The organism is Cohnella sp. GCM10020058 (assembly GCF_042683485.1).
Taxonomy (GTDB): domain Bacteria; phylum Bacillota; class Bacilli; order Paenibacillales; family Paenibacillaceae; genus Cohnella.
The window spans coordinates 271,031-296,714 of the sequence record NZ_JBHUJV010000015.1; the positions used below are offsets into that span (position 1 = coordinate 271,031).

A 25,684-nucleotide genomic window follows, 5' to 3' on the forward strand; every position below is an offset into this window, starting at 1 on the left:
GGAGCGTGGCACGTTTGAAACGGAGCAACCGGTGGATCTGGCTGGGGCTTGTCCCTTTTTTGGCGATGATACTTTTGTTTCAACTCATTCCGGTCGTGTCCATGGTGGCCGGCAGCCTGAAGTCCGCGTCGGGCTCGGGCATTTCCTTCGGCTTCTACGCGCGAATTCTGCAGAGCGCTTACTACATGCAGGCGATCAAAAACAGCCTGCTTATCTCCGCCGCGTCCAGCGCAATCGGCATCGTCGTCGGCCTGGCCTGCGCATATGCGATCACAAGATTTCCGGCGCGTACGCGGGACCGCCTGCTGATGCTCTCCAATATGACGTCGAACTTCCAGGGCGTCCCGCTCGCCTTCGCTTATATCGTGCTGCTGGGCAGCAACGGGGTGTTCACGCTTCTGTTCAAACAGTGGGGCTGGAGCGTATTCGCCGACTTCGACCTGTACAGCTGGTCGGGACTCGTCCTGGTCTATGTGTACTTCCAGGTGCCGCTTGCGCTGCTGCTCCTGTACCCGTCCTTCTACGGCATTCGGGATCAGTGGCGCGAAGCCGCGTCCATGCTTGGCGCGAGCAGGTGGCAGTTCTGGACGAGCGTCGGTCTGCCTGTACTGTCGCCGGCCGTATTCGGCACCTTGGGCATTTTGTTCGCAAACGCCATGGGCGCTTACGCGACGGCCTACGCACTGGTCGGCGGCAACTACAACCTGCTGGCCGTGCGGATCGGCTCGCTCGTGGCGGGCGACGTCGTCAACCAGCCGCAGCTTGGCAATGCGCTTGCCGTCATCCTGGCGCTGACGACGCTGCTCGCCGTTTTTCTGAACCATAAGATGACCCAGCGGACCCGTCGTCTCGACGCCGTGCTGGGCGCCGGTCAGCACGCTTCGCCTAATCGCCGCCGTCAGCCGCGTTCTTGGAGCCCCGCCGCGCCGGCCGCTGCCAAGGAGGAGCTGTGATGGACGCTTCGACCAAGCGGGCGGGTCCCGCGCATCGCTCGTTGATGCTGCTGCTGATGGTCTATTTGCTGCTGCCTCTGCTCGCCACCTGCATCTACGCGTTCGCCAAAGAATGGCAGACGACGGTGCTTCCCGCGCGTTGGACGCTTGAATGGTTTAGCGGCATGTTCCAAGATCTGCGCTTCCTGGAGTCGCTCTGGACCTCGCTTTATCTCTGCCTGCTCGGCGTCGCGATCAGCCTGCTTGTCATGCTTCCCGCGGTGTTCGTCATTACGATCTACATGCCGAGGCTGGAATCGCTCATGAAAGGGATCGTGGTGCTCCCGTACGCGGTGCCCGGCGTGGTGGCGGCAGTCGGACTCATCCGCGCCTATTCCTCCGGTCCGCTCAACATTTCGGGCACGGCCTACATTTTGCTTGGCGCCTACTTCGTCGTCGTGCTGCCTTATATGTACCAGGGCATCCGCAACAGTCTGCTTACCGTATCGGCGGGCCCGCTGCTCTCCGCCGCGGAGCTGCTCGGCGCGAGCCGGATGCGAGCATTCGCGACGGTCATTTTGCCGAATATATGGCCCGGCGTGCTTGTCTCCGCGCTGCTCTCGTTTTCGGTGCTGTTCGGCGAGTTTGTGCTGACCAACATGCTGGTCGGCGGCCGCATTCAAACGATCCAGGTATATCTGTACCAACGGATGGGCGAGAGCGGCCATATGGCCAGCGCCATCGCGATCACTTACTTTGTTTTTATATTGATCTTGTCGGCTTTGCTCATGAAGCTGGGCCAAAAAGTGAACGGAGGCATGAAAGGATGAGCGACTATCTGGAGCTGCAAAGCATCCGCAAGCGATACGGCAACGCGAACGTGCTGGACGACGTGAACCTGCAAATTCGCGAAGGCGAGCTCGTAACGCTGCTCGGGCCGTCGGGCTGCGGGAAAAGCACGCTGCTGCGCTGCATCGCGGGGCTCGCGGACACGGATGGCGGCCGGATTCTGCTGGACGGCAAGGATATCGCCAAGCTGCCGCCGCGGAGCCGGGAGATCGGCATGGTATTTCAGGCTTATGCGCTGTTCCCGAACTTGACTGTGAGCCAAAACGTCGAATACGGCCTGAAAATGCAGGGCGTCGACAAGGCGGCCAGAAAGCGCAGAGCGGAAGAACTGCTCGCCATCGTCGAACTGACGGACAAGCGCGACGCTTATCCACAGCAGCTGTCCGGCGGGCAGCAGCAGCGGGTAGCGCTTGCGCGCTCCCTGGCCGTCCGTCCCAAGGTGCTCCTGCTGGACGAACCGCTTAGCGCGCTCGATGCGCAGATTCGCAAAAACCTCCGGGCGGAAATTCGCGCGATCCAGCGACAGTTCAACATGACGACGATTTTCGTCACGCACGATCAGGAGGAGGCGCTGACCTTGTCCGACCGCGTGTGCCTGATGAACAAAGGCCGCATCGTCCAGGAAGGGGCGCCGGAAACGATCTACACGAAGCCGCGGACCGAATTCGTCGCCCGGTTCATGGGCAGCTACAACGTGCTCAGTCGGTCGGACGCGTCTCTGCTGTTCGGCCATCTAGACAGCGGGGCGCACAGCTTCGCCATTCGTCCCGAATCGGTCGTGCTGCTGAACGGACGGACCGAGCCGCTCGAGCCGGGGCGGCGCATCGCCGAGGGGATGATCCGGTCGGTATCCATCCTCGGCAATGTCATCCGTTATGCCGTTGAAGCCGCGGGCGTTAGGCTCACGATCGACGCGTTGAACGACGGCCGCTCGCTGCCGCTCGCGGAGCAGAGTCCCGTGCTCCTGGCGCTCGACGAATCGCAGCTACTGCATCTGGAGAAAGAAGGAGCTTAAGGAGCATGTCGATCTCGTCGGAAGAACGCAAGCGCGTCATCGTGGACCAGCTCAAGCTGGACGGGCGGGTCAAGGTGCCCGAGCTGTCGCTGCGGTTCGCCGTGTCGGAGGAGACGGTGCGCCGCGACCTGCTGTTCCTGGAGCGCGAAGGGCTGGCCAAGCGTGTGTACGGCGGCGCGGTGCCAAGCAAGCCGACCAACTACGAGCCTCCCTATTTGCAGCGGCAGAAGGAGAAAGCGCAGGAAAAGGAACGGATCGGCCGCGCTGCCGCAGCGCTCATCTCGTCCGGCGACACGATCGCCATCGACGTCGGCACGACGACGCTGGAGCTGGCCAAAGCGATCTCGGGCTGCGAACGGCTCACCGTGCTGACCAATTCCCTCGCAGTAGCCTATCATCTGATGGAGTCGCTCAACGGCGGGCGTTTCACAGGCAAAATTATCGTCATCGGCGGCGAGCTGAATCCGGAGCAGCAGTCGATGTCAGGCACGATGGCCGAGCGGATGATCGCGCAGTTCCGGGTCGACAAGGCCTTCATCTCGGTCGGCGGCGTGTCGCCAAACCGGGGCATCAGCGATTACGATCTCGGCGAGACGGGCATGTCCAGGCGAATGGCGGAGGCGGCCGGGCAGACGATCGTGCTCGCGGACGATTCCAAGCTGAACAAGGAAGCGTTCGTGGAGATCGTTCCGCTGCGGAGCGTCCATACGATCGTCAGCAACGTCGCCGCGCCGCGGGAGTGGACGCAGCTGCTGCGCGCGCACCGCTTGCAATGGACGGTAGCCAATTAAAGGAGAGTACTGGAGATTAAAGGAGGAGTGCCTGCATGGACCCATCGTCCCCGAAGCTTGTCGTCGTCGTGCTGGACGGACTAAGATACGACGCCGCGCGTCGTTATCTTGGCTACATGGAGCATCTGACCGAGCAGGGCGAAGCGGTCTGCCATAAGGTTCGGTCCGAGCTGCCGAGCTTGTCGCGACCGCTCTACGAGGTGCTGCTGACCGGCACGCCCGCCGCGCAGAACGGTATTACGGCCAATCATATCGCGCGCCTGAGCCGCGAGCGGAGCGTGTTCCATCTGGCGACCGACGAAGGATTGAGGACGGCGGCCGCAGCCTATCATTGGGTCAGCGAGTTATACAACGCAGCGCCGTTCCAGCCGCTGACGGACCGCCATCAACATGACGCGGACAAGCCGATTCAACATGGCGTCTTTTACTTCGAGGACCACTATCCCGACAGTCACCTGTTCGCGGATGCCGAGCATCTTCGCAAGGCGTACGATCCTCATTTTTTGTACGTCCATACGATGAACATCGACGACGCGGGTCATAAATTCGGCGGCGAGAGCCCGCAGTACGAGGCGGCCGTGCGGGCGGCGGACGGCATGCTGGCGTCGCTCGTCCCGGATTGGCTGCTGCGCGGCTACCGCATCCTCGTCACCTCCGACCACGGGATGAGCGCCTCCGGGCAGCACGGCGGCACGGCTTCCGAGGAGCGAAGCGTCCCGCTTTATTTGCTGGGCGACGCGCGCTTTATGCTGGAGCGGGGCCGCGGCGAGTCCGCATTACCGCAGCTGCTGCTGGCTCCGCTCATGTGCCGCTGCCTCGGCATCGCGCCTTCGCCTGCGATGGTCGAGTTGCCGGAAGCGGCTACCGCGGCGGTTCCCGCAACGCGCGTGTAATTATTGCGCGGCCGAGCCGTATTGGACGATTCTGGAAGCCTGTATGAACCGGACGGGCTTTGGATAATCCTGGAGCAGATGATACAATGAATTGAATCCAACTCAAGGCTAAGGGAGGAATTCTAATGTTGAAGATCGGCATTATCCTGGGCAGCACGCGCGAAGGCCGCCTCAGTCCGCAGGTAGGCGAATGGGTGAAGGAACAGGCCGACAAGCGCGGCGACGCGGAATACGAGATCATCGACATCGCCGATTTCAAGCTGCCGCTGCTCGGCGAACCGGGACAGGACGCTTCCGGCGCGGCTGCGTGGACGCAGAAGGTCGACAGCTGCGACGGGTTCGTCTTCATCGTGCAGGAGTACAACCACTCCATCACGGGCGCGCTTAAGAATGCGCTCGACTACGTGCGTAAGGAATGGAACGACAAGGCGGCCGGCATCGTCTCGTACGGTTCGGTCGGCGGCGCCCGTGCGGCGGAGCATCTCCGCGGCATCCTCGGCGAGTTGTCCGTCGCGGACGTGCGCGTGCACCCGGCGCTCTCGCTGTTCACCGACTTCGAGAACGGCTCCGTTTTCAAGCCGAAGGACGTGCAGGCAACCTCCCTTGGGCAGATGCTGGATCAAGTGATTTCCTGGTCGACGGGTCTGAAGACGATTCGCAAGTAATTCGGTTCGAATTGCAGCATGTACAAGTCTCCCCCTTGCCGGTCGATCGGCAGGGGGTTTTTGATTTGCGCGAATGAAAGGTCAGGCAGGCGGTTGGGCGGTTGGTCGGGACAGAGCGAGGAGCGGATAGAGTGGGGAGCGTGGCAAAGCAGGCAAGGCGGACGAATCGGGCAAAGTGGGCAACGCGGGCAAAGTGGGCGGAACAGGCGATCCGGGCAAAGCAGAACAGGCGATCCGACTGAAGCAGAACAAGCGATCCGGGCGATAAGTGTCAAAAGGCAGCTATTTCGAGCGGCATCGAGTGCAAACGGCGGATAGTTGTTAAAAGGCATTTATTTTTGCACGATATGCGGAATTACGGCGCTTGGGAGAGAATTAGCTGCCTTCTAACAACTATTTGAGCGTTTACGAGAATTTATGAGGGATTAGATGCCTTTTAACAACTATTTGTATTGCGTACCCCACCAGCACGCCAGACAGCAGCTCCCACAGCTACTCATCGCCACTCCCCGCCGCAGCAGCTCTCCGCACCACGCACCAGCGCCGCACCCTCCGCACTACCCCGGCGCCGCAGCAGCTCTCCGCACCACGCACCGCGCCGGACCCTCCGCGCCACCCCTCCGCGCAGTTTCTCTCCCCGCCACACACCTGCCGCTGCTCTTCCGCGCACTCCTCACCGCCGCAGCTCTCCCCGCCGCAGCTCTCCCCGCCGCAGCTCTCCCCGCCACGCATCTACCGCCGCTGCTCCCCGCCTCCCCCCGCCGCTGCAAGCCCCACCCCCGCAGCCGCTACTCGCCGCCCCACGCACCCGCCACCGTTTGAGACACGATCCCGCCTTTGCTACAATATGTACAAAACAAACACGGGAAGGATGTTCGCCATGATCGTCGCTATCAATACGATTAAGATCAAGTCAGGACATATCGCCGAAGTCGCCGAGCGCTTCAAAAATCCGAAGGGCGTTCAGCACGCGCCGGGTTTCGTCCGGATGGAGCTGCTGACCGAAGTGCTGGAGGCGCATGACGAGCTGAAGGTGTGCACGACCTGGGAGGACCGCGCGGCCTTCGACGGCTGGGTGAACAGCGACGCGTTCAAGCAGGCGCACGCGCATGCCCGTCCGAAGCCGGAAGCGGGCGCCGAGCCCGAGCGACAGCCGGGTGGCCACGGCGAACAGGCGCGTCCAGGGGGCGGCATCATGCTGGGGGCCAAGCTGAGCGTCCACGAAGTCGTTTTCGCCTATCCGTCGGCTTGATTTTGGCACAATAGTACCAGATGAACCGTTTCTCTCGCCTTAGGCGGGTCGATGCCGCCGGTCGGAGAAACGGTTTTTGGCGTTTACAAATCGGAGCCTTGCCATCGATTCGTTTCCGAATCGTGATGATTCCCTGATCGCTTCGCGACGGATGTGCATCCTTGATCGAGAGATTTGTCCGGTATGATGTCTCCTATGCGGTGCTGCAATGCGGCTGCGTCGAAAAGTGGAATACCGACGAGGAGGCGTTATCGATGCTGGACGTACAGGTTGTACTGTTTGACGGCTTTGATCTGATGGATGCCATTGCGCCATACGAGGTTTTTTTGTCTGCGGAGATGTATGCTCCCGGCTCGCTCAATGTGAAGCTGGTGTCCGCCGAAGGGGCCAGAGCCGTACCGAGCGGCATCAACGGACTAAAAATCGAGGCGAGCGACAAGCTCGACGCTGATCGGCCCGGCATTATTCTCGTGCCCGGCGCGTCCGGCGATGTCGTTGGAGACGGTCCCGACTCCGTCCCGGCTATTCTGAACCGCGCCTTGAACTCGGCGTTAACGGGCATGATCAAGGAGGCGCGCGGGAAAAAGGACGTCATCGTAGCGACAGTATGCGGAGGTTCGTTGATTCCGGCTATGGGAGGCTTGCTCGAAGGAAGACATGCCGTCACCAATCATATGGGCATGGGCCTGCTCGGGGCGACCGGAGCGATCGCCGTACCGGCACGCGTCGTAGACGATGGAGATTTGGTGACCGGCGGTGGCGTTACTTCGGGGCTTGACGTCGCCCTGCATCTGGTCGATCGCGAGCTCGGGCCGCAGATTGCGCATGCGGTGGAGAGGCTGTTCGAGTACGAGAAGCGGGGGACGGTCTGGAGACCGCATGGCAACGCGCCGAGAGCTCATGATATCCTCCCGCCTGATAAGGAGAACCCTACCGCCTTGAACGACGGGCGGAGGGACGCCGCTCTGGCGAGCCCGACCGCGGGCCCGTCCGTTTTCGAAGGGGAATGGGATACGACGATCGCGACGCCGATCGGCAAAATGGCCGCCAAATTGCTGATTTCGTCCGCAAATGGAAAGCTGGAAGGTACGGCAACGCAAGGAGAAGAGAAAAGCGAGCTGCTAAACCTTGCGCTTGAGGGAAATATCCTTCGGTGGTCGCAGCGGATCACAAAGCCGATGCGTTTGAATCTTGCGTTCGAGGTAAGCGTCTCCGGCGACCGGATGACCGGCATCGCAAGAGCGGGAATTTTGCCGGCTTCCAAACTGTCGGGCACGCGGATCGCACGATCCTAGCAAGCGGGATGCCGCCCTACTCCCATAAATAAAAGAAATCAGCCGATCGCGGGGATCGGCTGATTTTCGTCATTCTTAAACGGTCCTTCTATATCAGTGTCCGGCCAGCATGCTTTCCTCCGCGCGCGTCTCGCCAGCGCCGCTCTTTTGCGCGGCCGGCTTGATGCGGCGGATGAACAGGCTCAGCAGGAAGCCGACGATTGCGAAGCTCGAGGTCAGCAGGAAGGTGTCGCCGAACGCGCCGACGACCGCTTCGAGCGGGTTGGGACCTTTGTAGGCTGCCAAAACCTTGTCGCTGTGGGTGGACAAGTAACCCGTCAGACCGGCAACCGCGAAGGAAACGATGACCTGCTGGGCCGAGTTGGTCAGCGGCGTCACGCGGTTGACCAGTTCCTTGGGCGCCGTATTGAGGATATAAGTGTTCATCGTCATCATCGACAGCCCCATGCCGCAGCCGAGCAGGAACAGGTTGAGCATGATGACGTACAGCGGACGATCGAGCGTGATCTGCGACATGATGAGCAGCGCCGCGGAGATGAACACTGTACCCGTGATGACGATCGGACGCGCGCCGAATCGGTCGAACAGGCGGCCGCCGATCGGCATGCCGAGCATGGAGCCAAGCGCCTGCGGGAGCAGGATGAGGCCGGTCTCCAGCGGCGTATAGCCCTTGGCCTGCTGCAGCATGAGCGGGAACAGGATGATGGAACCGAACAGCGCTGCATAGAGGATCCAAGACAAGATAATGCCTTGCGTGAAGGCGAAGCTCTTGAATACGCGCAGCTCCAGCAGCGGCTGACGGTGCCTCAACTCGACGAAGATGAAGAGCAGGAGCGCTACGCCGCCGACGATAAGGCCCGTTAACGTGCGCTCGGAGCCCCAGTCCGTGCCGCCCTCGCTGACGCCGAACGCCAGCATGGCGAATGCGATCGGACCGAGGATCATGCCGAGGATGTCGAGCGCCGGCGGCTTGCCGCGTTCGAACGCGGGCAGGTAGCGCCACGCCACGATCACGGCGGCGACGCCGATCGGCAGGTTGATCAGGAAGATCCAGTGCCACGAGACGTACTCGACGAAATAGCCTGACAGCACCGGCCCAAGCGCGGGCGCGAGCAGAATTGGGATGCCGAGCATGCCCATGACCGCGCCTCGCCTCTCCGGCGGCGAGATGCGAAAGACGAGCGCCATGCCGATTGGCGCGACCATGCCGCCGCCGATGCCCTGGATGACGCGGAAGACGACGAGCTGCTCCGTGTTCGTCGCCAGTGCGCAGAGCGCGGAGCCGAGCGTGAACATCACGATCGTCGCGATGAAGACGCGCTTGGAACCGAATTTGTCGGTCAACCAGCCGGCGAGGGGGATGACGGCCGACAGGGCGAGCGTATAGCCGGTGACGGCCCACTGCAGATGATGCAGCGTCGTGCCGAAGTCGTCGACCAGCGTCGGAATCGCGTTGTTGACGACGGTCGTGTCAAGGATAACCATAAACATGCCGATAATAACGGCGAGGAGCGGCGGCAGCAGTTTGAGAAGCGAGAAGGGCGCTGCCGCGTCAGGCGAGGCCGAACGCGAATTTGCCATATTCATTCCATCCTTTCCAAAATGACGGACCTGAACCTTGACGGAAGCGTGATTTTCCGTTAATGTTCTGACTATACAGTTTTAACAAAAACCGAACAGTCACTAAAAGGCTACAGGCCTATTTGTATCGCGTTGAGCAATCTTTGTCAATCCTTATTTTTCGGGAGGACCTATGAGTATTCTTAAAAACAAAATCGTGGAGTCGGCCGAGCGGATGTTCGCGGAGAAGGGCTACGAGTCGACATCCATCCAGGATATCGCGGACGACTGCAGCATCGCCAAGGGCTCGCTGTACAAGTTTTTTCCGTCCAAGGAGGACTTGTACATCGAGATCATGGAGGCGCATTTCACGCGAATCATGGAGGAATCCGAGCGGATCCGAGAGCGTACGGAGCTGTCGCAGCGCGAGCTGTTCGTCGAGGAGATCCGCCATCAGCTCGACTATTTCTATAATCACGGCTTGTTCGTGGCCAATTCGCTCAAGGAGAAACCGCCGATCTCCAGCGACAAGCTCGGTCCAATGCTCTTCCGCAAGCGCGCCAGGCTGATCAACTTTAATCGTGGCGTGCTGCAGCGCCGCTATGGGGAGGCGCTCGAACCGCATATCTGGGATGCGGTGATGATGCTGAACGCGATGGGCAAGGAGTACCTCCACCTGATGAAGACGTCCGCCAAGCCGCTCTCGATACGTGCACTGGCGGCCTATTTCGCCGATCGGATGGACGATCTGGTCGCGGGCTTGCTTGCGCGGAAGGCGGAGCCGATGCTTACGGCCGACCTGATGAAGGAATTCGAGTCCGAGCAGCCGGAGACGCTGCGGGAAGCGATCGAGCGCTGCGGCGCCCTGGTCATTGAGCAAGCGACCTCTACCATCCGCGAGCTGAGCGTGCCCAACGCGCGCAAGCGGGAGCTGGAGCAGATTGTGAAGATGCTTCGGGAAGAAGGGGAGAAGGATGAGCCGCGACGCTTCCTTGTCACCGCACTGCTGAACGAGCTGGCTACGGTGCACGAGCTCGCGCCGTACGCGGCCAGGATGCGCAGGTGGGCGGAGCAACTGCTCGCCGAATAGGCGAGGCTTACGCGTTATTCCTTTTTCAGCCTGTATTCGTTGGGCGTCATGCCCATTTGCTTTTGGAATACCTTGGCGAAGTACTTCGAATCGATATAGCCGACATTTTCCCCGATTTCATAGACTTTAAGCCTGGAACGCTTCAGCAGCTCGCAGGCTTTTTCGATTCGGACCTGCGTCAGATAGGCGTTGAAGAGCTGACCGTTCTGGCTCTTGAATACCTGGCCGAAGTAGTGCGGGGTCAGATGAACGAAATCGGCCACGTCGGCGAGCGAGAGCGGGGCGTGCAGACGCTCGCGAATATAAGCCTTCGCCTTATTTACGATCTCGGCATGATAGGACGGCGGCAGCTCGGATTGCGCACCGGAAGGCTCGCCGTCCGCTTGGACGCGGGCTGCAAGAAGGCGATCCACGATTTCCAGGAGCTCGTCGGTATCGATCGGCTTCAGGACATAGCCTCTGGCGCCGAAGCGAAGCGCAGTGCGCGCATAGTCGAAGTCGCCGTAGCCGCTGATCAGAACGACCTGCGTAGCGGGCATTTCCTCGTAAATGTATTGCAGCAGCTGCAAGCCGTCCATATCGGGCATTCGGATATCCGACAGGACGATATCGACGTGCTGCGCCTCCAGGAACTGGATTGCGTCGTAGCCGTTGTGCGCGATGCCGACGACCTCGATGTCCCGCATTCCCCACTCCTCCATAGCGGCTAGACTGTCCGCAATGATCCATTCGTCGTCAGCGATCAGCATTTTCGTTTTCAATTGGACGACTCCCTTCTTGGCAGCCTGAACGTTACGGTCATGCCCTCTCCCCACACGCTGTCTGCCTGTATGCTGTACGGGGTTCCATAGTGCAACCGGATCCGCGACTGTACGTTGAACAGCCCCACCTTGCCTTGGTGCTTAGTCATATCGAGCGCCCGATGTTCCAGATCGAAGTTCAGCCGGCTCACGTCCTCAGGCCGCATGCCAACGCCCTGATCGCTAACGCTGATCCGTATCTCATCGTCCTCGATCCACCCGTTCACCCGGATGCTGCCCCCGCGTCGGCGCGGGTCGAGACCATGAATGACGGCGTTTTCGACGACCGGCTGCAGGATCCACTTGATCGTGTACAGTTCCAGCATGCCCTGTTCGAATTCGAGCGCGTAATCGAAGCCCTCTTTCATCCGCAACTTGTGAATCTCGAGATAATGCGCCGCATAGTCGACCTCACTCCCGAGCAGAATCATATCTTCGAAGGTGCCGATACTCATCCGCAGCAGCTTGCCGAGAAGGACGATCATTCGGCTGATCTCGCGCTGCCCGGTGCGCCGGGCGATCGAATTGATCGATTCGAGCGTATTGTACAGAAAATGCGGATTGATCTGCGACTGCATGGCGGCAATCTCGGCGCGGCGCTTGTGCCCCTGCTCCTCGTAGACCTGCCCGACGAGATCCTGGATGCGTCCGACCATCGTATTGAAGCCGTTGCCCAAGGCGCCGATCTCGTCCCTGGAGCGGCCTTTGTAATGAACGTCGAAATCTCCGCGCCCTACCTTCCGCATCAACTGCCGGAGCTGCGAGATGGGCTTGGATATGAAATTGGAGATGAGCAGCGACGCTGCGAGACAAAAAGCGATGCTGACCAGCGTGATCGTCAATGCAGCCTTCCGCACGCCATGGATGGGCTTGTACAGCTCGCTTTTGAGGAAATAGGCCGTAAAATTCCAATCGGTGGTCTTGTCGTAACGCTGAATGAGGGCATAGTGCGCCTTCAGCCGCTCGTAGTCGCTCGCTCCGAACGGTCCCGCCGCATAGGGATAAAGAATCTGGCCGTTGCGATCTGTAATGATGACGCCGGACGCATAATCGTTGTAGATATCGCCCAGCAAAAAAATATTTTTGAGCAGGTCCTGCAGCACGTCGATCTTGAAGTCGATGATCAGCGTGCCCCCGGCGGCGGCGGTCGTGCCGCCGATGCGGCGAACGAACGAAAAGACAGGCTGACCCGGCTCGTCGGCGCTGTAAGAACGGACGTGCATGGGCGATATCGTGTACGGGGCGCTGGAATTCGCTTCTGCGGAGAGTGCGGCAAACTCGGCCGGCAGAGTCGCGTTCTGTCGCGGCGCATAGCCATAGGCATGCACGGAACCCCGATTCCCGACGATGGTCATGCCGACGTTTTCCGGACGGATGGCCCCGTTGGCCGACAGCAAGCGGTCCAGCGCCGGGAGCTGGCGCTGCCCTGTCGAATCCGACGCGGTTAAGTAAGAGGCAACCGCCGGAGAGGACGAGATTGCGTCTCCCATCCGGCGCATATCCGCGATGAAGAGTGATAGCGTTTTCAGTTTTTGGTCCAGCATGTTGACCGTTTCCCGGCTCAGCCGCTCGTTCAGCGTCTGCTCCGAGCGATGAAAAACGTACCAGCCCGACAGCATGAGCGGGATCGTCGACAGCAGCAGGAAGGACAGGAGCAGCTTGGAAAAAATCGTGTTGCGAAGCATCGGTGAATTCCCCCTGCAGACAGAGCGAAGACTTCTTCGCCGGACCTTGACTATCGTGCACGGATTACATTACCAAAAGCGATCCGGTTCCGGCAAGTGGTCATGGCTTGTAAAAGTATGCCTAAATCGTGCGATTGTATGCCGGCAAGGCGGGATATGACGCCGTTAATTGCGGAAAATATCGTTAACCGGGTCCGGACGACCGGAGAAAGGCCGATGATTTTTACACCCTAGACCCACCGTCTGTCTCCTGACGCCGGGCGTGAAAACGTTGTAGATTGGTGATGAGATCGTTTTCAAAAAAAGCTGGACAAGCATAACGACGATCCGGGAGGAGGGGGGCGCTTGGGATGAACGATAAACGTATCGCGGGAATATTGGCAGCTGCGTTGCTGCTTGGCACGGCTGCCGGATGCAAAAATGCGGTTTCTCCGAAGCCGGAAAGATCGAATCAAGCGGCTACAGGTTCGCATGCCGATGCGAGCGACGGCGCGAGGACGATTAAAGCGCTTCATTTTGTAAGCGGCAAATTGGGTGACAAGGGATTTTTCGATTCGGCCGAGCGCGGCCTGCAAAAGGCCTCGTTTGTATACGGCTTCGACACGGAGACGGTCGAGGGCGGCCTGGACGGCGACAAGTGGGAGCCGCAGCTTGACAAGCTGGTCGCTGCAGGCACATACGACGTCATCGTCGTCGGCACGTCAACGAGCCACGAACTCGTCTTGAAGCTGGCGAAGCAGTATCCCCGGCAGAAATTCGTCTTCTACGACGACAGCATTCAGGGCGTGCCCAACGTGTACGCGATGCTCTATTCGCAGAGCGAGGGATCCTTCCTCGCTGGCGCATTCGCCGCCATGGCGACGACAGACGCGGGCCTTAAGGGCGCCAATCCTGAAAAAGTAGTCGGCTTTATCGGCGGGCTCGACATGGACGTGATCCGCGACTTTGAATCCGGCTACAAACAGGGCGCTCGTTATATCGATCCTGAGATCCGGGTCGTCTCGGCTTATGTCGGCGACTTCGTCAATCAGGCCAAGGCCAGAGCGCTTGCGAAGCGGCAATATGAATCGCAGAAGGTCGACATTATCTACAACGCGGCCGGCGGCGCCGGTCTGGGACTGCTTAAGGAAGGCAACGGGCTAGGCAAATATTCCATCGGTGTCGACAGCGACCAGAATCCGCTGTTCCCCGGCAGCGTGCTCGTCTCTGTACTCAAGAACGTAGACGAATCCGTATTCCGCGCGCTTAGCGAGTTCCGCGGAGGTACGCTTCCATTCGGCACGACGGAGGTGCTGGGCGTGAAGGACGGCGGCGTCGGCCTCGCGCGGGACGAACTGTACGAGCAGTACGTGCCGAGCGAGATCAAAGAGAAAATGAAGGACATCGAGAGCAAGATCGCCAGCGGAGAAATCAAGGTGGAGTCGAGCCTGGCGGCAGCTTCTTCGAAGTAAGGGGAGGACAAGCGCATGGGCGCGGATATCGTCGTGGTCGGAAGCTTGAACATGGACCTGTCGGTCAAGGTGACGCGAAGGCCGCAAAAGGGAGAGACAGTACTGGGTTCGGCGTTCCTCGCGAGCCCGGGCGGCAAGGGGGCAAATCAGGCTTTTGCAGCCGGCAGGCTCGGGGCGTCGGTCGCCATGATCGGCAAGGTGGGCGACGATGCGTTCGGCGGACAGCTGCTGTCCCGCTTGGACGAGGCCGGCGTAGACGTGTCCGGAATCGCCGCCGTCGCCGGGGTGCCGACCGGCATCGCCTCGATCCAGGTGGATGCCGAGGGAGACAACAGCATCGTCGTCGCGCCGGGCGCGAACGAGAAGCTCGTACCGGCCGACATCCGGGTGCACGAGCGCCTGATCGCGGAGGCGAAGCTGCTCATGCTTCAGCTGGAAATTCCGCTGGATACGGTATGCGAAGCCGCAATGATTGCGAGCAGGCATCGCGTGCCGGTGCTGCTGGACCCGGCGCCCGCCCGCGAGTTGCCGGACGAGCTGCTCGCGCTCGTGGATTATATCGTGCCGAACGAGAGCGAGATTGCGGAGCTCGCCGGCATCGCCGTATCCGATATGGAGACTGCGATTCAGGCGGCAAACGATTTAAAGTCGCGCGGTGTTGCAACCGTTTTCTCGAAGCTTGGCAAAAACGGAGTCGTCGTCATCGGAAAGGACGAGACGTTTGCGATGGCGGGCTATCCGGTCTTGCCGGTCGATACGACGGCCGCAGGAGACGCCTTCGCGGGAGCGTTGGCCGCTGCACTCGTATCCGGCCGGAGCTTGAAGGAGGCCGCTCGATTCGCCAATGCGGTCGGAGCGCTAGCCGTCACGAAGCCGGGCGCCCAGTCCGCGATGCCGGACTTGACCGAGGCCGAACGATTCATGAAGGAAGCCGCGCAAGCCGCGGAATCATCCAACCCATTTCAAGGAGGAGTTATTCATGGCTAAAAGAACGAAGACGGCAAAAAGCTGGACGGTCGGGGCGGTATTGCTCTCTTCCGCATTGGCGCTTGCCGCATGCGGCAACAATTCGGACGCGGCGAACGCCGGCGCATCCGCATCTGTCCGCGCAAGCGATGCGGGCAAGACGATCAAGGCGGTCTTTTATGCGGATGGAACGCTCGGCGACAAGAGCTTCTTCGATTCGGCGGAGAGAGGCATGCAGAAGGCGCGCAGCGAGCTCGGCATCGACGTAAAAACCGTCGAAGGCGGCACTAACCAGGCGGACTGGGCGGCGGGGCTTGAATCTCTCGTGTCCAGCAAAAAGTACGATGTCGTCGTCGTCGGTACGAGCAACATGAGCGATATTGTCAAGGAGCTGGCTCCGAGATATCCGAACGAGAAATTTATTTTTTTCGACGACGCCATCAGCGGCGTCCCCAACGTCTACTCGATGCTCTACTCGCAGAGCGAAGGCTCGTTTCTTGCGGGCGCGTTCGCAGCGCTGGCAACCGAGAGCACGGAGCTCAAGGGCGCTAATCCGGACAAAGTGATCGGCTTCATCGGCGGCATGGATATTCCGATCATCAACGACTTTAAATCCGGCTACGAACAAGGAGCCAAGTATGTGGATCCCGACGTCCGCGTCGTTTCTTCTTACATCGGCGATTTTGCGAACGCTCCCAAAGGCAAGGAGCTGGCGCTGGCGCAGTTCAACGGTCAAAAAGCGGATATCGTGTTCCAGGTCGCTGGAGGCGGCGGCCTGGGCACGCTGGAGGCGGGCAGCTCGCTCGGCAAGTATACGATCGGCGTCGACTCGAACCAGAATTCCCTGTATCCGGGCAGCGTCCTTACTTCAATGATGAAAAATATCGACAGTTCCGTCTACCGGGCGCTCGACCTGTTCAAGCAGGGCAAGCTGACGTTCGGACAGAACGAGGTGCTCGGCATTAAGGAAGGCGGGGTCGGCCTCGCCAAAGACAGCCTGTACGAAAGCAACGTGCCGAAGTCGATTCAGGACAAGCTGACGGACATTGAGGCGAAGCTGACGAACGGGGAGATTAAAGTTCAATCGACTCTGAAATAACGGGGTGACTCCAAATGGCGATCCTGCTCGAAATGAAGGGCATTCATAAAGTTTATCCGAACGGGACGGCAGCCAATCGGGGCGTCGATCTGCAAATCCGCGAAGGCGAAATTCATGCTCTGGTCGGCGAGAACGGAGCGGGCAAGTCGACGCTGATGAAAATCATGTTCGGCCTTGAGACGCCGACCGCGGGAACGGTCGAATACAAGGGCGCGCCCGTCTCCTTCGGCGGTCCGCGGGATGCGATCAAGCACGGGCTCGGCATGGTGCACCAGCATTTCATGCTCGCCCCGTCGCTGACCGTGTCGGAGAACATCGTACTCGGCGAAGAGCCGAAAAAGGGGGCGCTGTCCCTGTTCCGGGATCGCGCCAAGGAACGCGGCGAGATCGCCGAGCTCATCCGGACCTACGGCCTTAAGGTCGATCCGGACGCCCGGGTCGACACGATCCCGGTCGGGCAGAAGCAGCGGGTCGAGATTCTCAAGGTGCTCTATCGCGGCGCGCGCCTTATCATCCTCGACGAGCCGACGGCCGTGCTGACGCCCCAGGAGACCGACGAGCTGTTCGTGTCGATCAAGGCGCTCGTCGCGCAAGGCTATACGATCATCTTCATCACGCACAAGCTGCGGGAGGTGATGGAAATCTCGAACCGGGTGACGGTGCTTAAGGCAGGGAAGACGATCGCGACCTTGCTGACCGCGGATACGAATCCGGAAGAGATCTCGCGGCTGATGGTCGGCAGGGAGGTGCTGTTCCGCGTCGACAAGCGGCCTGCCGAGCCGGCGGACATTGTCCTGTCCGTACGGGACCTCCATGCTGCGGACGACAAAGGCGCTCCGGCCCTGCGCGGCGTCTCGCTCGACATCCGCGCCGGCGAGGTGCTCGGCATCGCAGGCGTCGAAGGCAACGGCCAGACGGAGCTGGTCGAGGCGATCACCGGCTTGCGCCGGGCATCGTCCGGCAGCATCCGCTATCAGGGCGAGGAGCTGATCGGCAAGAGCGTCGCGCGAATCCGGGCGATGAAGATCGGGCATGTGCCCGAGGACCGGCAGACGTCGGGGGCGAGTCTCGACTCGACCATCGCCGAGAATCTGATCCTGGATCATTACCGCAATCGCGAATTCCGTCGCGGCCCGTTCCTGAACGCCAAGAGGATCAAGGAATTCGCGAACGTCATGATGCGGATCTACGACGTCCGCGCCCGGGACGAGAACGTGATGGCGGGCTCGTTGTCCGGCGGCAATCTGCAGAAGGTCGTCATCGCCCGGGAGCTGTCCAAAAATCCGAAGCTGCTCGTCGTGTCCCAGCCGACGCGCGGCGTCGACATCGGCGCGATCGAATTCATCCACGCCGAGATCGTCAAGCGCAGGGACGGCGGCGCGGCCGTCATGGTCGTCTCGGCGGAGCTGTCGGAGGTGATGGCCTTAAGCGACCGCATCGCGGTCGTCTACGAAGGCGAGATCGTCGCCGTCCTCGACAACACGCCGTCGCTGACGGAGGAAGAGATCGGCCGCCACATGCTGGGGCTCGGCGACAAGACATCGAACAGAGAGCGGGGGGCCGTATGAGATCCTTCAAAAAAGTCTATCAAGAAGCGCTCGGCATAGCGGTCGCGGTCGTCCTCGCGCTGTTGTGCGGGTTCATCGTCATCCTGGCTACGAGCAGCCAGCCTTTGGACGCCTTGTCCTCGCTGCTGCTGGACCCGGTGTCAAGCCTGTTCAATATCGGCACGATCGTGAACAAGGCGGTGCCGCTCATCTTCACGGGACTGGCGCTCGCCGTCGTCTTTCAGTCCGGCGTGTTCAGCATGGGGGCGGAAGGTCAGCTCTATATGGGCGGGTTCGCGGGCGCGTTGGCAGGCGTGTATATGAACGGGCTTCCGTCTTGGCTGCATCTGATCGCAATCTTCGTCTGCGCGATGGCGGGCGGCGCGCTGTTCGCCGCGATCGCGGGGCTGCTCAAGACGTACGCCAACGCCAACGAGATCGTGACGACGCTCATGCTTAACTTTGTCGCGATACTGACGACATCCTATCTCGTCAACAACGTGTTCAAGGATCCGACCAGCGGCGGGGCGGCGCGCATGAAATACTTGTCGCCCCATCTGCTGCTCGGCAGGCCGTTCGGCGGCTTCCCGGCGCATGCAGGAATTTTCATCGCCTTGGGCGCGGCGGCAATCGTCTATATGCTGCTCTACAAGACCAAGCTGGGCTACGAGCTCAGGCTCGTCGGCAAGAACGGGAAGTTCGCCAAGTACGGGGGCATCTCCACGAAGCGGGTCATTCTGTCCAGCATCATGATCAGCGGCGCGCTCGCCGGACTCGCCGGCATCGTCGAGATTCTCGGCATCCATGGCACGTTCAAGGACAACTTCTCCTCGGGCCTCGGCTTCGACGGCATTATCATCGCGCTGCTGGCGCGCAATCATCCGATCGGCATCGTCGTCGCTTCGCTGTTCTACGCGTACATTCAAGTCGGTGCGCAGACGATGCAGGTCGGCAGCGATATGCCGCGGGAGGTCGCCGTCATCATCCAAGTTATGCTGGTGCTGCTCGTGTCTTCCCAAGCGATCTTCCATTATATGAAGCAGAAATTTCGCGCGAAAGGCGGCGAACGCCATGTGGCATAGTCTCTGGTCGCAGACGCTGGACCTGACGCTGATCGTCGTGCTCCTGCGTTACATGACGCCAATTCTACTGGCAGCGCTTGGCGGTCTGATCTCCGACATCGCAGGCGTTATCAATATCGGTCTGGAAGGCTTGATGCTCGTCGCCGCCTTCGCCTCCATCGCGGTCGGCTCCGCGACGGGCAGTTGGGAGCTAGGCGTGCTGGCAGGCGTCGCCTCTTCGGTCCTGATCGCGTACGGCATGGGGTTTTTCTCGATCAAGATGAAGGTGGATATTATCATCGCCGGTTTCGCCGTCAACATTTTCGGCTCCGGGTTCACCATTTTCCTGATGAGCAAGATCTATCATACGACAGGCAACTACTCGCCGAATCATCCGGTGAATATTCCGACGATCAACCTTCCTTTTCTTTCGGACGCGCCTGTCGTCGGCAAGCTGCTCAGCGGCCATAGCCTGATGGTTTGGATCGCCTTGTTCGCCGTCTTCTTCTGCGTCCTCATGATCTATCGCACGCCGTACGGCGTCCATCTGCGCGCGGTCGGAGAGGCGCCGGCCGCGGCCAAATCGCTCGGCATTCCGGTCACCCGGATCCGGTATTCGGCGCTCCTCTGGAGCGGCGCGTTCGCAGGGCTTGCCGGCTCGTACCTGTCGATGGGCATGACGAGCATGTTCGTCAAGGATATGACCGCGGGCACGGGCTTCCTCGCCCTCGCCGTCGTGCTGCTCGGCAACCGCAACCCGGTCGGGATCCTGCTCGGCTCCATGCTGTTCGGACTGGCCAGCGCGGTCGCGACGATTGTGCAGACGACCCAGGGCAGCGCAGTCCCAAGTCAATTCGTTCAGATGATTCCTTACCTCGTCACGCTCTGCGCGCTTGTCTTCTTCGAGGTCCGCAAGAGGAGAAGAAGCGCCGGAGTCGCGACGGCTTGACCCATTCGATGAAAGAAGAGGTGGCTGCAATGGCGAAAACCCGAATGATTCTGGACGTGGATACGGGAATCGACGATTCCCTCGCGCTCCTGTACGCCGTAAAGTCGGACGATATCGAGCTGGTGGGCGTGACGACGGCCTGCGGCAATGTCAACGCGGAGCAGGCAACCGAGAATACGCTGCGCGTACTCGACCTGGCCAAGGCGTCCCCGGAGATTCCCGTCGTCAAAGGAGCGGCGCGGCCGCTGGCCCGCGAATATACGCATGAAGCCAAGCATATTCACGGGGAAAACGGCATAGCAGGCTATGAACTGCCGCCTGCCGTTCGCCGGGCTTCCGAGGAAGACGCGGCCGACTTTATCGTGCGTCAAGCCCGCGAACTCGGCAAAGAGCTGACTCTCGTGTTCGTCGGACGGCTGACGAATCTGGCGGTGGCCCTCGCCAAGGAGCCTGCCATTGCGGGACTGGTGAAGGAGCTTGTCCTGATGGGCGGCGCCCTGAAGGTGCCGGGCAACGCGACGCCGGTGTCGGAGGCCAACATCTGGGGCGACCCGGAGGCGGCGCATCGCGTGTTCGAATCGGGGATTCCAATCACGATGGTCGGCCTCGACGTGACGATGAAGACGCTCCTGACGGAGGCGCATCTCGAGCGGCTCAAGCGGCTGGCGCCGCCGGATACCGATCCGACGATCGCGTTCGCAGATCATATTTTGCGGTTTTATTTTGAAGCGTATGAGCGGTTCAATGGATATTACGGCTCGGCGCTGCACGATCCGCTCGCTGTGGCCGTCGCAGCCGATCCTTCCTTCGTCGGCACCGAAGCGCATTACGTCACGATCGAGACGCGGGGCGCGCTGAGCGCGGGAGCGACGCTGGCCGATCAGCGGAAAGCGCCGGACAAAACGAATGCTTCGGTCTGCGTGCAGGTCGATGCGACGCGTTTTCTCGACCATTTCATTGAAGTTCTTGCCAGGCCGCGTGTTTAAAGCCGCCATACGGAAGGACAGTTAGGAGCAAGACCATGCGTTCGATTTTGTATATATTGCTCGGGGCGGTCAGCTACGGTCTGCTGTCCACGTTCGTCAAATCCGCTTACGCGGCGGGATTCCGCACCGACCAGGTCGTAGGCAGCCAGGTGCTGCTCGGCGCCCTCATGATACTGCTTCTATGGCTGGCATCCGCCAAATTCAGCTTGCGTACGGCATTAAACGGTCTGTCGCCTCGGGTGCTCTTCATGCTGCTGCCGATCGGCCTGTGCGTCGGCGGCACGAGCATGCTTTATTACGCCGCGCTTCGCTACATTCCCGCTTCCATCGCAATCGTCCTGCTTTTCCAGTTCACCTGGATGGGCGTTCTGATTGAGGCCGTGCTGGAGCGCAAGCGTCCGGGAGCCGAAAAGCTGCTGGCCCTGGCCGTCGTACTGGCCGGCACCTTGATGTCCGGGGGGATTCTGGACGGCGGTTGGCGCCAGTTCACCGTATTGGGCATCGTGTTCGGCCTGCTGTCGGCCTTGACCTACGCGTTGTTCATTACGCTGAGCGGCAGAACGGCGCCTGGCGTCGCGCCGCTCACCCGGAGCACCTTCACGGTGGTGATGGCAGCCGTCTTCATCTTGAGTGTCTATCCGCCGGCATGCGTCTCGGACGGTTCGCTGGGCGGGGGTCTGGCCTTGTGGGGATGCTTGCTGGCGTTCTTCGGCGTCGTCATCCCGCCGCTGTGCTTCGCCATCGGGACGCCGAAGGTCGGCGGCGGTCTGGCCTCCATCCTGAGCGCCGCGGAGCTGCCGGTTGCGATCGTCATGTCCGCCGTCGTGCTGCAGGAGCGGGTGACCGGATTGCAATGGGCGGGCGTACCTGTCATCCTTGTCGGCGTGGCGCTTCCTGAGTGGCTCGCCTGGCGCAAGCATACGGCTGTTAACGGCCGACAAAAGCGTACCATCGCTGAGATCGATAGCTAATATTAGGAGGAAACCGAAATGAAAAAAATCATATTGGACGTCGATACGGGGATTGACGACTCAATGGCGATCGCCTATGCCGTCCGCTCTCCGGAGCTTGACGTGCTCGGCGTGACGACCTGCTTCGGCAACACCACAGTAGAAGAAGCGACGCGCAACACGCTGGTCGTGCTGGAGCGTCTGGGCAGCGAGGCGCCTGTCGTAGCGGGGGCGGGCAAGCCGCTGTTCCGCGGACCGACGAAAGGGAGCACGGTCGAGATTCACGGCGAAGACGGCATCGGCAATACGTATGAGACCGCGCCAAGCAGGCAGGCTCTCGGCGGCTTCGCTGCCGGCTTCATCGCGGAGCAGATCATGCGCTATCCGGGCGAGGTAACTATCGTCACGGTAGGAACGCTCACGAACTTGGCACTGGCGATCATGCAGGAGCCCCGGATCGTCGAGCTTGTCGACCGGGTGATCGTCATGGGCGGTGCCGTCACGGTGCCGGGTAACGTCACGCCTCACGCCGAGGCCAACATTTACGCGGACCCGGAAGCTGCCGAGTACGTGTTCAAGTCGGGCATTCCGTTGACGCTGGTCGGGCTCGACGTGACGATGCAAACGCTGCTGCCGCTGGCGCGGGTTCAGGAATGGAGAAGCAAATCTTCGGCGCATGCCGGAATGCTGGCTGACATGACCGAGTTTTATATCGGGGCTTACGAGCGGATGTATCCCGGTATCGGCGGCTGTGCGCTGCACGATCCGCTCGCGGTCGGCGTCGCGATCGACCCGAGCTTCGTCCGTCATCGGCGGATGCACGTCCAGGTGGACCTGGAAGGCATTCTATCTTACGGGCGGACGGTCGGCGATCTGCGGGCGAAGCCCGCTAGCGCGTCCAACGCAGACGTCTGCCTGGAGGTGGAGGCGGACCGGTTTTTGGCGCATTTCCTCAGCATGGTGGTTTAAGGCGCAATCGGCCAAAAGGCGGTTTCCTTCGACCGGTACGCAAACGCGAACAGGAGCTGTCCCCAGTCGTGCGAACGAGTTGGGGCAGCTCCTTTTTGAGTTGAAGATGAAGCTGCAGAGTACGGTTTGCGACGGGAGAGCGGAAACGATAAAATATGCATACTTTTCGTTATGTTAAGACGAGTACGCCAATAAGGGCGCGATCTATAATCGGTACTGCAACGACCAGAACCGAGGAGGAATTCGCACATGACGCAGTCCGTATTGACCGATAACGAGGTAGCGTTTTATCGCAACGAAGGTTATTATTTGCATAAGAAGCCGTTGTTCTCCCCGGCACGCATGGCGGAGCTGACGGAGATCTTCGAGGATCAGCTCGCACAGAAGGGCTCGAAGCTGTCCGACGAGCTGGATACGCCGCACTTTCGCGACGAACGGCTGCTCTCGTTTTTGATGAGCGACGAGGTGCTGGATTTGGTGGAACCGATCATCGGTCCGAATATCGGGCTATGGTCGAGCCACTTTATTTGCAAAGATCCGCACGTAGGCCGCGCCACGCCATGGCATGAGGATTCCGCTTACTGGGAAGGACGGCTTAGCGCCTACGACAAGATCGTGACCGTATGGCTTGCGATCGACCGGAGCAACCGGGAGAACGGCTGCATGCGCGTCATTCCCGGCACCCACAGGGGCGGATTCTCCGAGTACGAGGACATCGATAGCGGACGCAATCTGTTCCCGACGCAAATCAAGGGCCAGGTTGATGAAAATAAGGCGGTCTACTTCGAGCTGGAGCCGGGCGAGTGCTCGCTCCACGATTCGCGCATCATCCACGGCGCCGAGCCCAATACGAGTCCGTACAGACGGTGCGGCTATACGATGCGCTACTTTTCCACCGAAGCCCGCGTCTATCCGGAGCGCAATCCGGGCTTCAAGATCTGGCTCGCCCGCGGCAAGGATGTCGCCGGCAGCCCGTTCGTCAACGTATAAAGCAGGCGGCGAGCCCCATTCAAGCGGCCCGGCGCAGCGTAAACGAAAGCGGAGGTGCCCGGCATGACCGTCCATCGAACCCGCGAGCCGGACCGGCTCACGAATCGCGATTATATGCACCGGGCGCTTCCGTTTAGGCTGTACGTGCACGAGCTGTCGGGCGACGTCGACGTGCATTGGCACGAGTTTTTTGAGCTCGGCTTCGTCATTTCCGGCGCGGGCGAGCATGTGCTGAACGGCCGGTCCGCCCCGCTGCGGCCCGGCACGCTGTTTTTGCTGACGCCGGCGGACTTTCACGCGCTATACAAACCGGCCGGTCCGCCTTGCGTCCACTACAATCTCATCTTTTCCGACGAGGCGCTGCGGGACGAGCTTCGCGCGCTGTTGTTCGTCCCCCGCACGGACAGCCTCGTCTTCCACTTCGAAAAAGCGGAAGCAGCCCGGATTTGTGCGGAGTTCGAACGCATCGAGACGGAGCTGCGCCAAGGGCAGCGTCCGGGCTCCAGCTTGATCGTCCAAGGGACGATCGAGCGGATCCTGGTCGAGCTGATCCGGCGGGTTCCCTCCGAGCCGGTCGGTCCGGCGCGGGAGCATGGCGGCGACCAGGCCGTCAGAAAGGCCGTCGCTTACATGCAGATTCACTTCCGCGAGCCGCTCACGCTCGAGGCGACAGCCGCGCACGCCCATCTGTCCCCCAACTACTTCAGCCGCCGCTTCAGGGAGCTGACCGGCATGACCTACCAGCGCTTCCTCCAGGATTTGCGCCTACAGTTCGCAAGCGCCTTGCTCAAGGTGTCGCAGCTGCCTGTCACTCAGATCTGCTTTGCGTCCGGCTTCAATACGCTGCCCCATTTCGAGCGGGCGTTCAAGGCCGCCTTCGGCCATTCCCCCAGATCGTATCGCAGAATGGCCGATGACTGATTCGGCCGTTGAATCAAAACCTGCATCCGTACATCCTTTTTCAACCATCCAGTGAGATCGGACGAAATACATGCAGATATGCAGGTAAATTCAGAGTCTGCATAGGTAATCTGTTTGCGCTTGTGAAAAAGATGTATTTTTGCATCTTTTCTCTGTTAAATGGTGATTTAGGCGAGAAAAGATGTATATTTGCAGTTACTTTAGCCTTGGAGAGAGCAAATTGGGATGCATCGGCCAGCAGGCCGGAGCGGCTCCCGATTGAGCAATCGATAGGCGCTATTTGGACCGTCAGGACGATTTGCCCTGACGGTTCTGTTGGCTTATGAAGAGACGATTCGCGAGACACGGCGTATTAGGCGCGGCTCCTGGAGCGGGACTGTGCAATAGACTGCGGCCGGTTTCACTCTATGTCGCGGCCATCGTTCACGGAACTTCTGCGTTACCGACTTGTAACTTTGGCGGAATACGGCAATAATGGAGTATCGTTAAAAATTAGGAGTGGTCGTTTGAAAAAGCAAAAACCGATGTCCATGGAAGAATTGCTGAAAGACTTGCAAGGCCAGCGCACGTTTCAAGAGGATCCGAACCATGTCTCGCTGGATAAGCTGTTCAACGAAGCGTTCATGAGCAAGTACACGAACTTCGACTCGTTCCCCGCGTTTCTCGAGAAGGGCAACTTCCAGGTTTACTCCCACGAAGATATTAAGAATATTCATGAAGAGCTGTGGGAGCGGCACGTAGCCAGGGAGACCAAGTTCGCCGATTGGAAGACGATGCTCGACAAGGCGAACAAAGAGTACGCAGGACAAAAAGCTTAACCTCGGCAACCGGCCCCCAAGGCCCCGTGGAGTTCCCCTTCAGCGCTTCTCCGTCAAGCGGGAACTCCTGCATGCAGGCGATGCACAGCCATCCTTTCCCATCCATCCCTTTTTATTATTAAATATCGATCGAATGCCGGCGAGAGCGGA

General features: G+C 60.3%; 24 protein-coding genes. 21 read left to right on the forward strand and 3 right to left on the reverse strand.

Annotated elements, in window-relative coordinates; genetic code table 11:
- Positions 1-14 precede the first annotated feature (14 nt).
- From ACFSR7_RS25940 to ACFSR7_RS25975, 8 genes are all read left to right on the forward strand, one after another.
- The gene (locus ACFSR7_RS25940; protein WP_378166630.1) at positions 15-953 is read left to right on the forward strand and encodes an ABC transporter permease; all 939 of its coding nucleotides are present in this window, start codon (positions 15-17) and stop codon (positions 951-953) included.
- Positions 953-1,762, forward strand: a complete 810-nt coding sequence (locus ACFSR7_RS25945) for an ABC transporter permease (RefSeq protein WP_378166632.1) — start codon at positions 953-955, stop codon at positions 1,760-1,762. Before ACFSR7_RS25940 ends, ACFSR7_RS25945 begins: the two co-directional genes overlap by 1 nt.
- The gene (locus ACFSR7_RS25950) at positions 1,759-2,796 is read left to right on the forward strand and encodes an ABC transporter ATP-binding protein (RefSeq protein WP_378166634.1); all 1,038 of its coding nucleotides are present in this window, start codon (positions 1,759-1,761) and stop codon (positions 2,794-2,796) included. Before ACFSR7_RS25945 ends, ACFSR7_RS25950 begins: the two co-directional genes overlap by 4 nt.
- Before the next feature lie 5 nt (positions 2,797-2,801).
- Positions 2,802-3,587 carry a DeoR/GlpR family DNA-binding transcription regulator gene (locus ACFSR7_RS25955; protein ID WP_378166636.1) on the forward strand — a complete coding sequence of 262 codons (786 nt, stop codon included), beginning with the start codon at positions 2,802-2,804 and terminating at the stop codon, positions 3,585-3,587.
- Between the two features lie 35 nt (positions 3,588-3,622).
- Positions 3,623-4,480: an alkaline phosphatase family protein gene (locus ACFSR7_RS25960; RefSeq protein ID WP_378166638.1), complete on the forward strand. Its 858-nt coding sequence runs from the start codon at positions 3,623-3,625 to the stop codon at positions 4,478-4,480.
- A gap of 125 nt (positions 4,481-4,605) precedes the next feature.
- The gene (locus ACFSR7_RS25965; protein WP_378166640.1) at positions 4,606-5,145 is read left to right on the forward strand and encodes an NADPH-dependent FMN reductase; all 540 of its coding nucleotides are present in this window, start codon (positions 4,606-4,608) and stop codon (positions 5,143-5,145) included.
- Positions 5,146-6,025: 880 nt separating this feature from the next.
- Positions 6,026-6,397, forward strand: coding sequence for an antibiotic biosynthesis monooxygenase (locus ACFSR7_RS25970; protein WP_378166641.1), 372 nt, complete (start codon positions 6,026-6,028; stop codon positions 6,395-6,397).
- A 254-nt stretch (positions 6,398-6,651) separates the two neighbouring features.
- A complete protein-coding gene (locus ACFSR7_RS25975) occupies positions 6,652-7,692 on the forward strand; it encodes a DJ-1/PfpI family protein (RefSeq protein ID WP_378166849.1) in 1,041 nt (346 codons plus the stop codon).
- A gap of 93 nt (positions 7,693-7,785) precedes the next feature.
- Here the strand turns inward: ACFSR7_RS25975 and ACFSR7_RS25980 are convergent, their stop codons facing one another.
- Positions 7,786-9,279 (reverse strand): MDR family MFS transporter, encoded by a 1,494-nt coding sequence (locus ACFSR7_RS25980; RefSeq protein ID WP_378166643.1) that lies wholly within the window; start codon positions 9,277-9,279, stop codon positions 7,786-7,788.
- 166 nt (positions 9,280-9,445) lie between these two features.
- On the opposite strand from ACFSR7_RS25980, the gene ACFSR7_RS25985 reads away from it, so the two are divergent.
- Positions 9,446-10,342 carry a TetR/AcrR family transcriptional regulator gene (locus tag ACFSR7_RS25985; RefSeq protein WP_378166644.1) on the forward strand — a complete coding sequence of 299 codons (897 nt, stop codon included), beginning with the start codon at positions 9,446-9,448 and terminating at the stop codon, positions 10,340-10,342.
- 14 nt (positions 10,343-10,356) lie between these two features.
- On the opposite strand, the gene ACFSR7_RS25990 is transcribed toward ACFSR7_RS25985, so the two are convergent.
- Together ACFSR7_RS25990 and ACFSR7_RS25995 are read right to left on the reverse strand one after the other, a co-directional pair.
- Positions 10,357-11,103: a response regulator transcription factor gene (locus ACFSR7_RS25990; protein WP_378166646.1), complete on the reverse strand. Its 747-nt coding sequence runs from the start codon at positions 11,101-11,103 to the stop codon at positions 10,357-10,359.
- Positions 11,100-12,827: a cache domain-containing sensor histidine kinase gene (locus ACFSR7_RS25995; RefSeq protein ID WP_378166648.1), complete on the reverse strand. Its 1,728-nt coding sequence runs from the start codon at positions 12,825-12,827 to the stop codon at positions 11,100-11,102. Before ACFSR7_RS25995 ends, ACFSR7_RS25990 begins: the two co-directional genes overlap by 4 nt.
- A gap of 350 nt (positions 12,828-13,177) precedes the next feature.
- Between ACFSR7_RS25995 and ACFSR7_RS26000 the strand changes: the two genes are divergently transcribed.
- The 12 genes from ACFSR7_RS26000 (at position 13,178) to ACFSR7_RS26055 (ending at position 25,534) form a co-directional block, all read left to right on the forward strand.
- A complete protein-coding gene (locus ACFSR7_RS26000) occupies positions 13,178-14,278 on the forward strand; it encodes a BMP family lipoprotein (RefSeq protein WP_378166650.1) in 1,101 nt (366 codons plus the stop codon).
- 15 nt (positions 14,279-14,293) lie between these two features.
- Positions 14,294-15,265 (forward strand): ribokinase, encoded by a 972-nt coding sequence (rbsK, locus tag ACFSR7_RS26005; RefSeq protein WP_378166652.1) that lies wholly within the window; start codon positions 14,294-14,296, stop codon positions 15,263-15,265.
- On the forward strand, positions 15,258-16,343 hold the full coding sequence (locus ACFSR7_RS26010) for a BMP family lipoprotein (protein ID WP_378166654.1): 1,086 nt from the start codon (positions 15,258-15,260) through the stop codon (positions 16,341-16,343). The genes rbsK and ACFSR7_RS26010 overlap by 8 nt, the downstream gene beginning before the upstream one ends.
- Positions 16,344-16,357: 14 nt before the next feature.
- Complete coding sequence (locus ACFSR7_RS26015; RefSeq protein ID WP_378166656.1) at positions 16,358-17,911, forward strand: ABC transporter ATP-binding protein; 1,554 nt, start codon at positions 16,358-16,360, stop codon at positions 17,909-17,911.
- The gene (locus tag ACFSR7_RS26020; protein ID WP_378166658.1) at positions 17,908-18,972 is read left to right on the forward strand and encodes an ABC transporter permease; all 1,065 of its coding nucleotides are present in this window, start codon (positions 17,908-17,910) and stop codon (positions 18,970-18,972) included. Before ACFSR7_RS26015 ends, ACFSR7_RS26020 begins: the two co-directional genes overlap by 4 nt.
- Positions 18,962-19,900: an ABC transporter permease gene (locus ACFSR7_RS26025; RefSeq protein WP_378166660.1), complete on the forward strand. Its 939-nt coding sequence runs from the start codon at positions 18,962-18,964 to the stop codon at positions 19,898-19,900. Before ACFSR7_RS26020 ends, ACFSR7_RS26025 begins: the two co-directional genes overlap by 11 nt.
- Before the next feature lie 29 nt (positions 19,901-19,929).
- Positions 19,930-20,886 carry a nucleoside hydrolase gene (locus ACFSR7_RS26030; protein ID WP_378166662.1) on the forward strand — a complete coding sequence of 319 codons (957 nt, stop codon included), beginning with the start codon at positions 19,930-19,932 and terminating at the stop codon, positions 20,884-20,886.
- A 35-nt stretch (positions 20,887-20,921) separates the two neighbouring features.
- A complete protein-coding gene (locus tag ACFSR7_RS26035; protein WP_378166664.1) occupies positions 20,922-21,857 on the forward strand; it encodes an EamA family transporter in 936 nt (311 codons plus the stop codon).
- Between the two features lie 18 nt (positions 21,858-21,875).
- Positions 21,876-22,805 (forward strand): nucleoside hydrolase, encoded by a 930-nt coding sequence (locus tag ACFSR7_RS26040; RefSeq protein ID WP_378166666.1) that lies wholly within the window; start codon positions 21,876-21,878, stop codon positions 22,803-22,805.
- A 249-nt stretch (positions 22,806-23,054) separates the two neighbouring features.
- Positions 23,055-23,795, forward strand: a complete 741-nt coding sequence (locus tag ACFSR7_RS26045) for a phytanoyl-CoA dioxygenase family protein (RefSeq protein ID WP_378166668.1) — start codon at positions 23,055-23,057, stop codon at positions 23,793-23,795.
- Positions 23,796-23,858: 63 nt separating this feature from the next.
- Complete coding sequence (locus ACFSR7_RS26050; RefSeq protein WP_378166670.1) at positions 23,859-24,716, forward strand: helix-turn-helix domain-containing protein; 858 nt, start codon at positions 23,859-23,861, stop codon at positions 24,714-24,716.
- Positions 24,717-25,240: 524 nt separating this feature from the next.
- Positions 25,241-25,534, forward strand: coding sequence for a hypothetical protein (locus ACFSR7_RS26055; RefSeq protein WP_378120544.1), 294 nt, complete (start codon positions 25,241-25,243; stop codon positions 25,532-25,534).
- Positions 25,535-25,684 lie beyond the last annotated feature (150 nt).

Excerpts from the sequence above, each read along its gene's own strand:
- ACFSR7_RS26000 (WP_378166650.1), top strand. The coding sequence starts at position 13,178 with ATGAACGATAAACGTATCGCGGGAATATTGGCAGCTGCGTTGCTGCTT.
- ACFSR7_RS25955 (WP_378166636.1), top strand. The coding sequence starts at position 2,802 with ATGTCGATCTCGTCGGAAGAACGCAAGCGCGTCATCGTGGACCAGCTC.
- ACFSR7_RS26055 (WP_378120544.1), top strand. The coding sequence starts at position 25,241 with ATGTCCATGGAAGAATTGCTGAAAGACTTGCAAGGCCAGCGCACGTTT.
- ACFSR7_RS25965 (WP_378166640.1), top strand. The coding sequence starts at position 4,606 with ATGTTGAAGATCGGCATTATCCTGGGCAGCACGCGCGAAGGCCGCCTC.
- ACFSR7_RS25985 (WP_378166644.1), top strand. The coding sequence starts at position 9,446 with ATGAGTATTCTTAAAAACAAAATCGTGGAGTCGGCCGAGCGGATGTTC.
- ACFSR7_RS26035 (WP_378166664.1), top strand. The coding sequence starts at position 20,922 with ATGCGTTCGATTTTGTATATATTGCTCGGGGCGGTCAGCTACGGTCTG.
- ACFSR7_RS25995 (WP_378166648.1), bottom strand. The coding sequence starts at position 12,827 with ATGCTTCGCAACACGATTTTTTCCAAGCTGCTCCTGTCCTTCCTGCTG.
- ACFSR7_RS25970 (WP_378166641.1), top strand. The coding sequence starts at position 6,026 with ATGATCGTCGCTATCAATACGATTAAGATCAAGTCAGGACATATCGCC.
- ACFSR7_RS26010 (WP_378166654.1), top strand. The coding sequence starts at position 15,258 with ATGGCTAAAAGAACGAAGACGGCAAAAAGCTGGACGGTCGGGGCGGTA.
- ACFSR7_RS26015 (WP_378166656.1), top strand. The coding sequence starts at position 16,358 with ATGGCGATCCTGCTCGAAATGAAGGGCATTCATAAAGTTTATCCGAAC.
- ACFSR7_RS26050 (WP_378166670.1), top strand. The coding sequence starts at position 23,859 with ATGACCGTCCATCGAACCCGCGAGCCGGACCGGCTCACGAATCGCGAT.
- ACFSR7_RS26030 (WP_378166662.1), top strand. The coding sequence starts at position 19,930 with ATGGCGAAAACCCGAATGATTCTGGACGTGGATACGGGAATCGACGAT.
- ACFSR7_RS26020 (WP_378166658.1), top strand. The coding sequence starts at position 17,908 with ATGAGATCCTTCAAAAAAGTCTATCAAGAAGCGCTCGGCATAGCGGTC.
- ACFSR7_RS25975 (WP_378166849.1), top strand. The coding sequence starts at position 6,652 with ATGCTGGACGTACAGGTTGTACTGTTTGACGGCTTTGATCTGATGGAT.
- ACFSR7_RS26025 (WP_378166660.1), top strand. The coding sequence starts at position 18,962 with ATGTGGCATAGTCTCTGGTCGCAGACGCTGGACCTGACGCTGATCGTC.
- rbsK (WP_378166652.1), top strand. The coding sequence starts at position 14,294 with ATGGGCGCGGATATCGTCGTGGTCGGAAGCTTGAACATGGACCTGTCG.
- ACFSR7_RS26045 (WP_378166668.1), top strand. The coding sequence starts at position 23,055 with ATGACGCAGTCCGTATTGACCGATAACGAGGTAGCGTTTTATCGCAAC.
- ACFSR7_RS25960 (WP_378166638.1), top strand. The coding sequence starts at position 3,623 with ATGGACCCATCGTCCCCGAAGCTTGTCGTCGTCGTGCTGGACGGACTA.
- ACFSR7_RS25945 (WP_378166632.1), top strand. The coding sequence starts at position 953 with ATGGACGCTTCGACCAAGCGGGCGGGTCCCGCGCATCGCTCGTTGATG.
- ACFSR7_RS25980 (WP_378166643.1), bottom strand. The coding sequence starts at position 9,279 with ATGAATATGGCAAATTCGCGTTCGGCCTCGCCTGACGCGGCAGCGCCC.
- ACFSR7_RS26040 (WP_378166666.1), top strand. The coding sequence starts at position 21,876 with ATGAAAAAAATCATATTGGACGTCGATACGGGGATTGACGACTCAATG.
- ACFSR7_RS25950 (WP_378166634.1), top strand. The coding sequence starts at position 1,759 with ATGAGCGACTATCTGGAGCTGCAAAGCATCCGCAAGCGATACGGCAAC.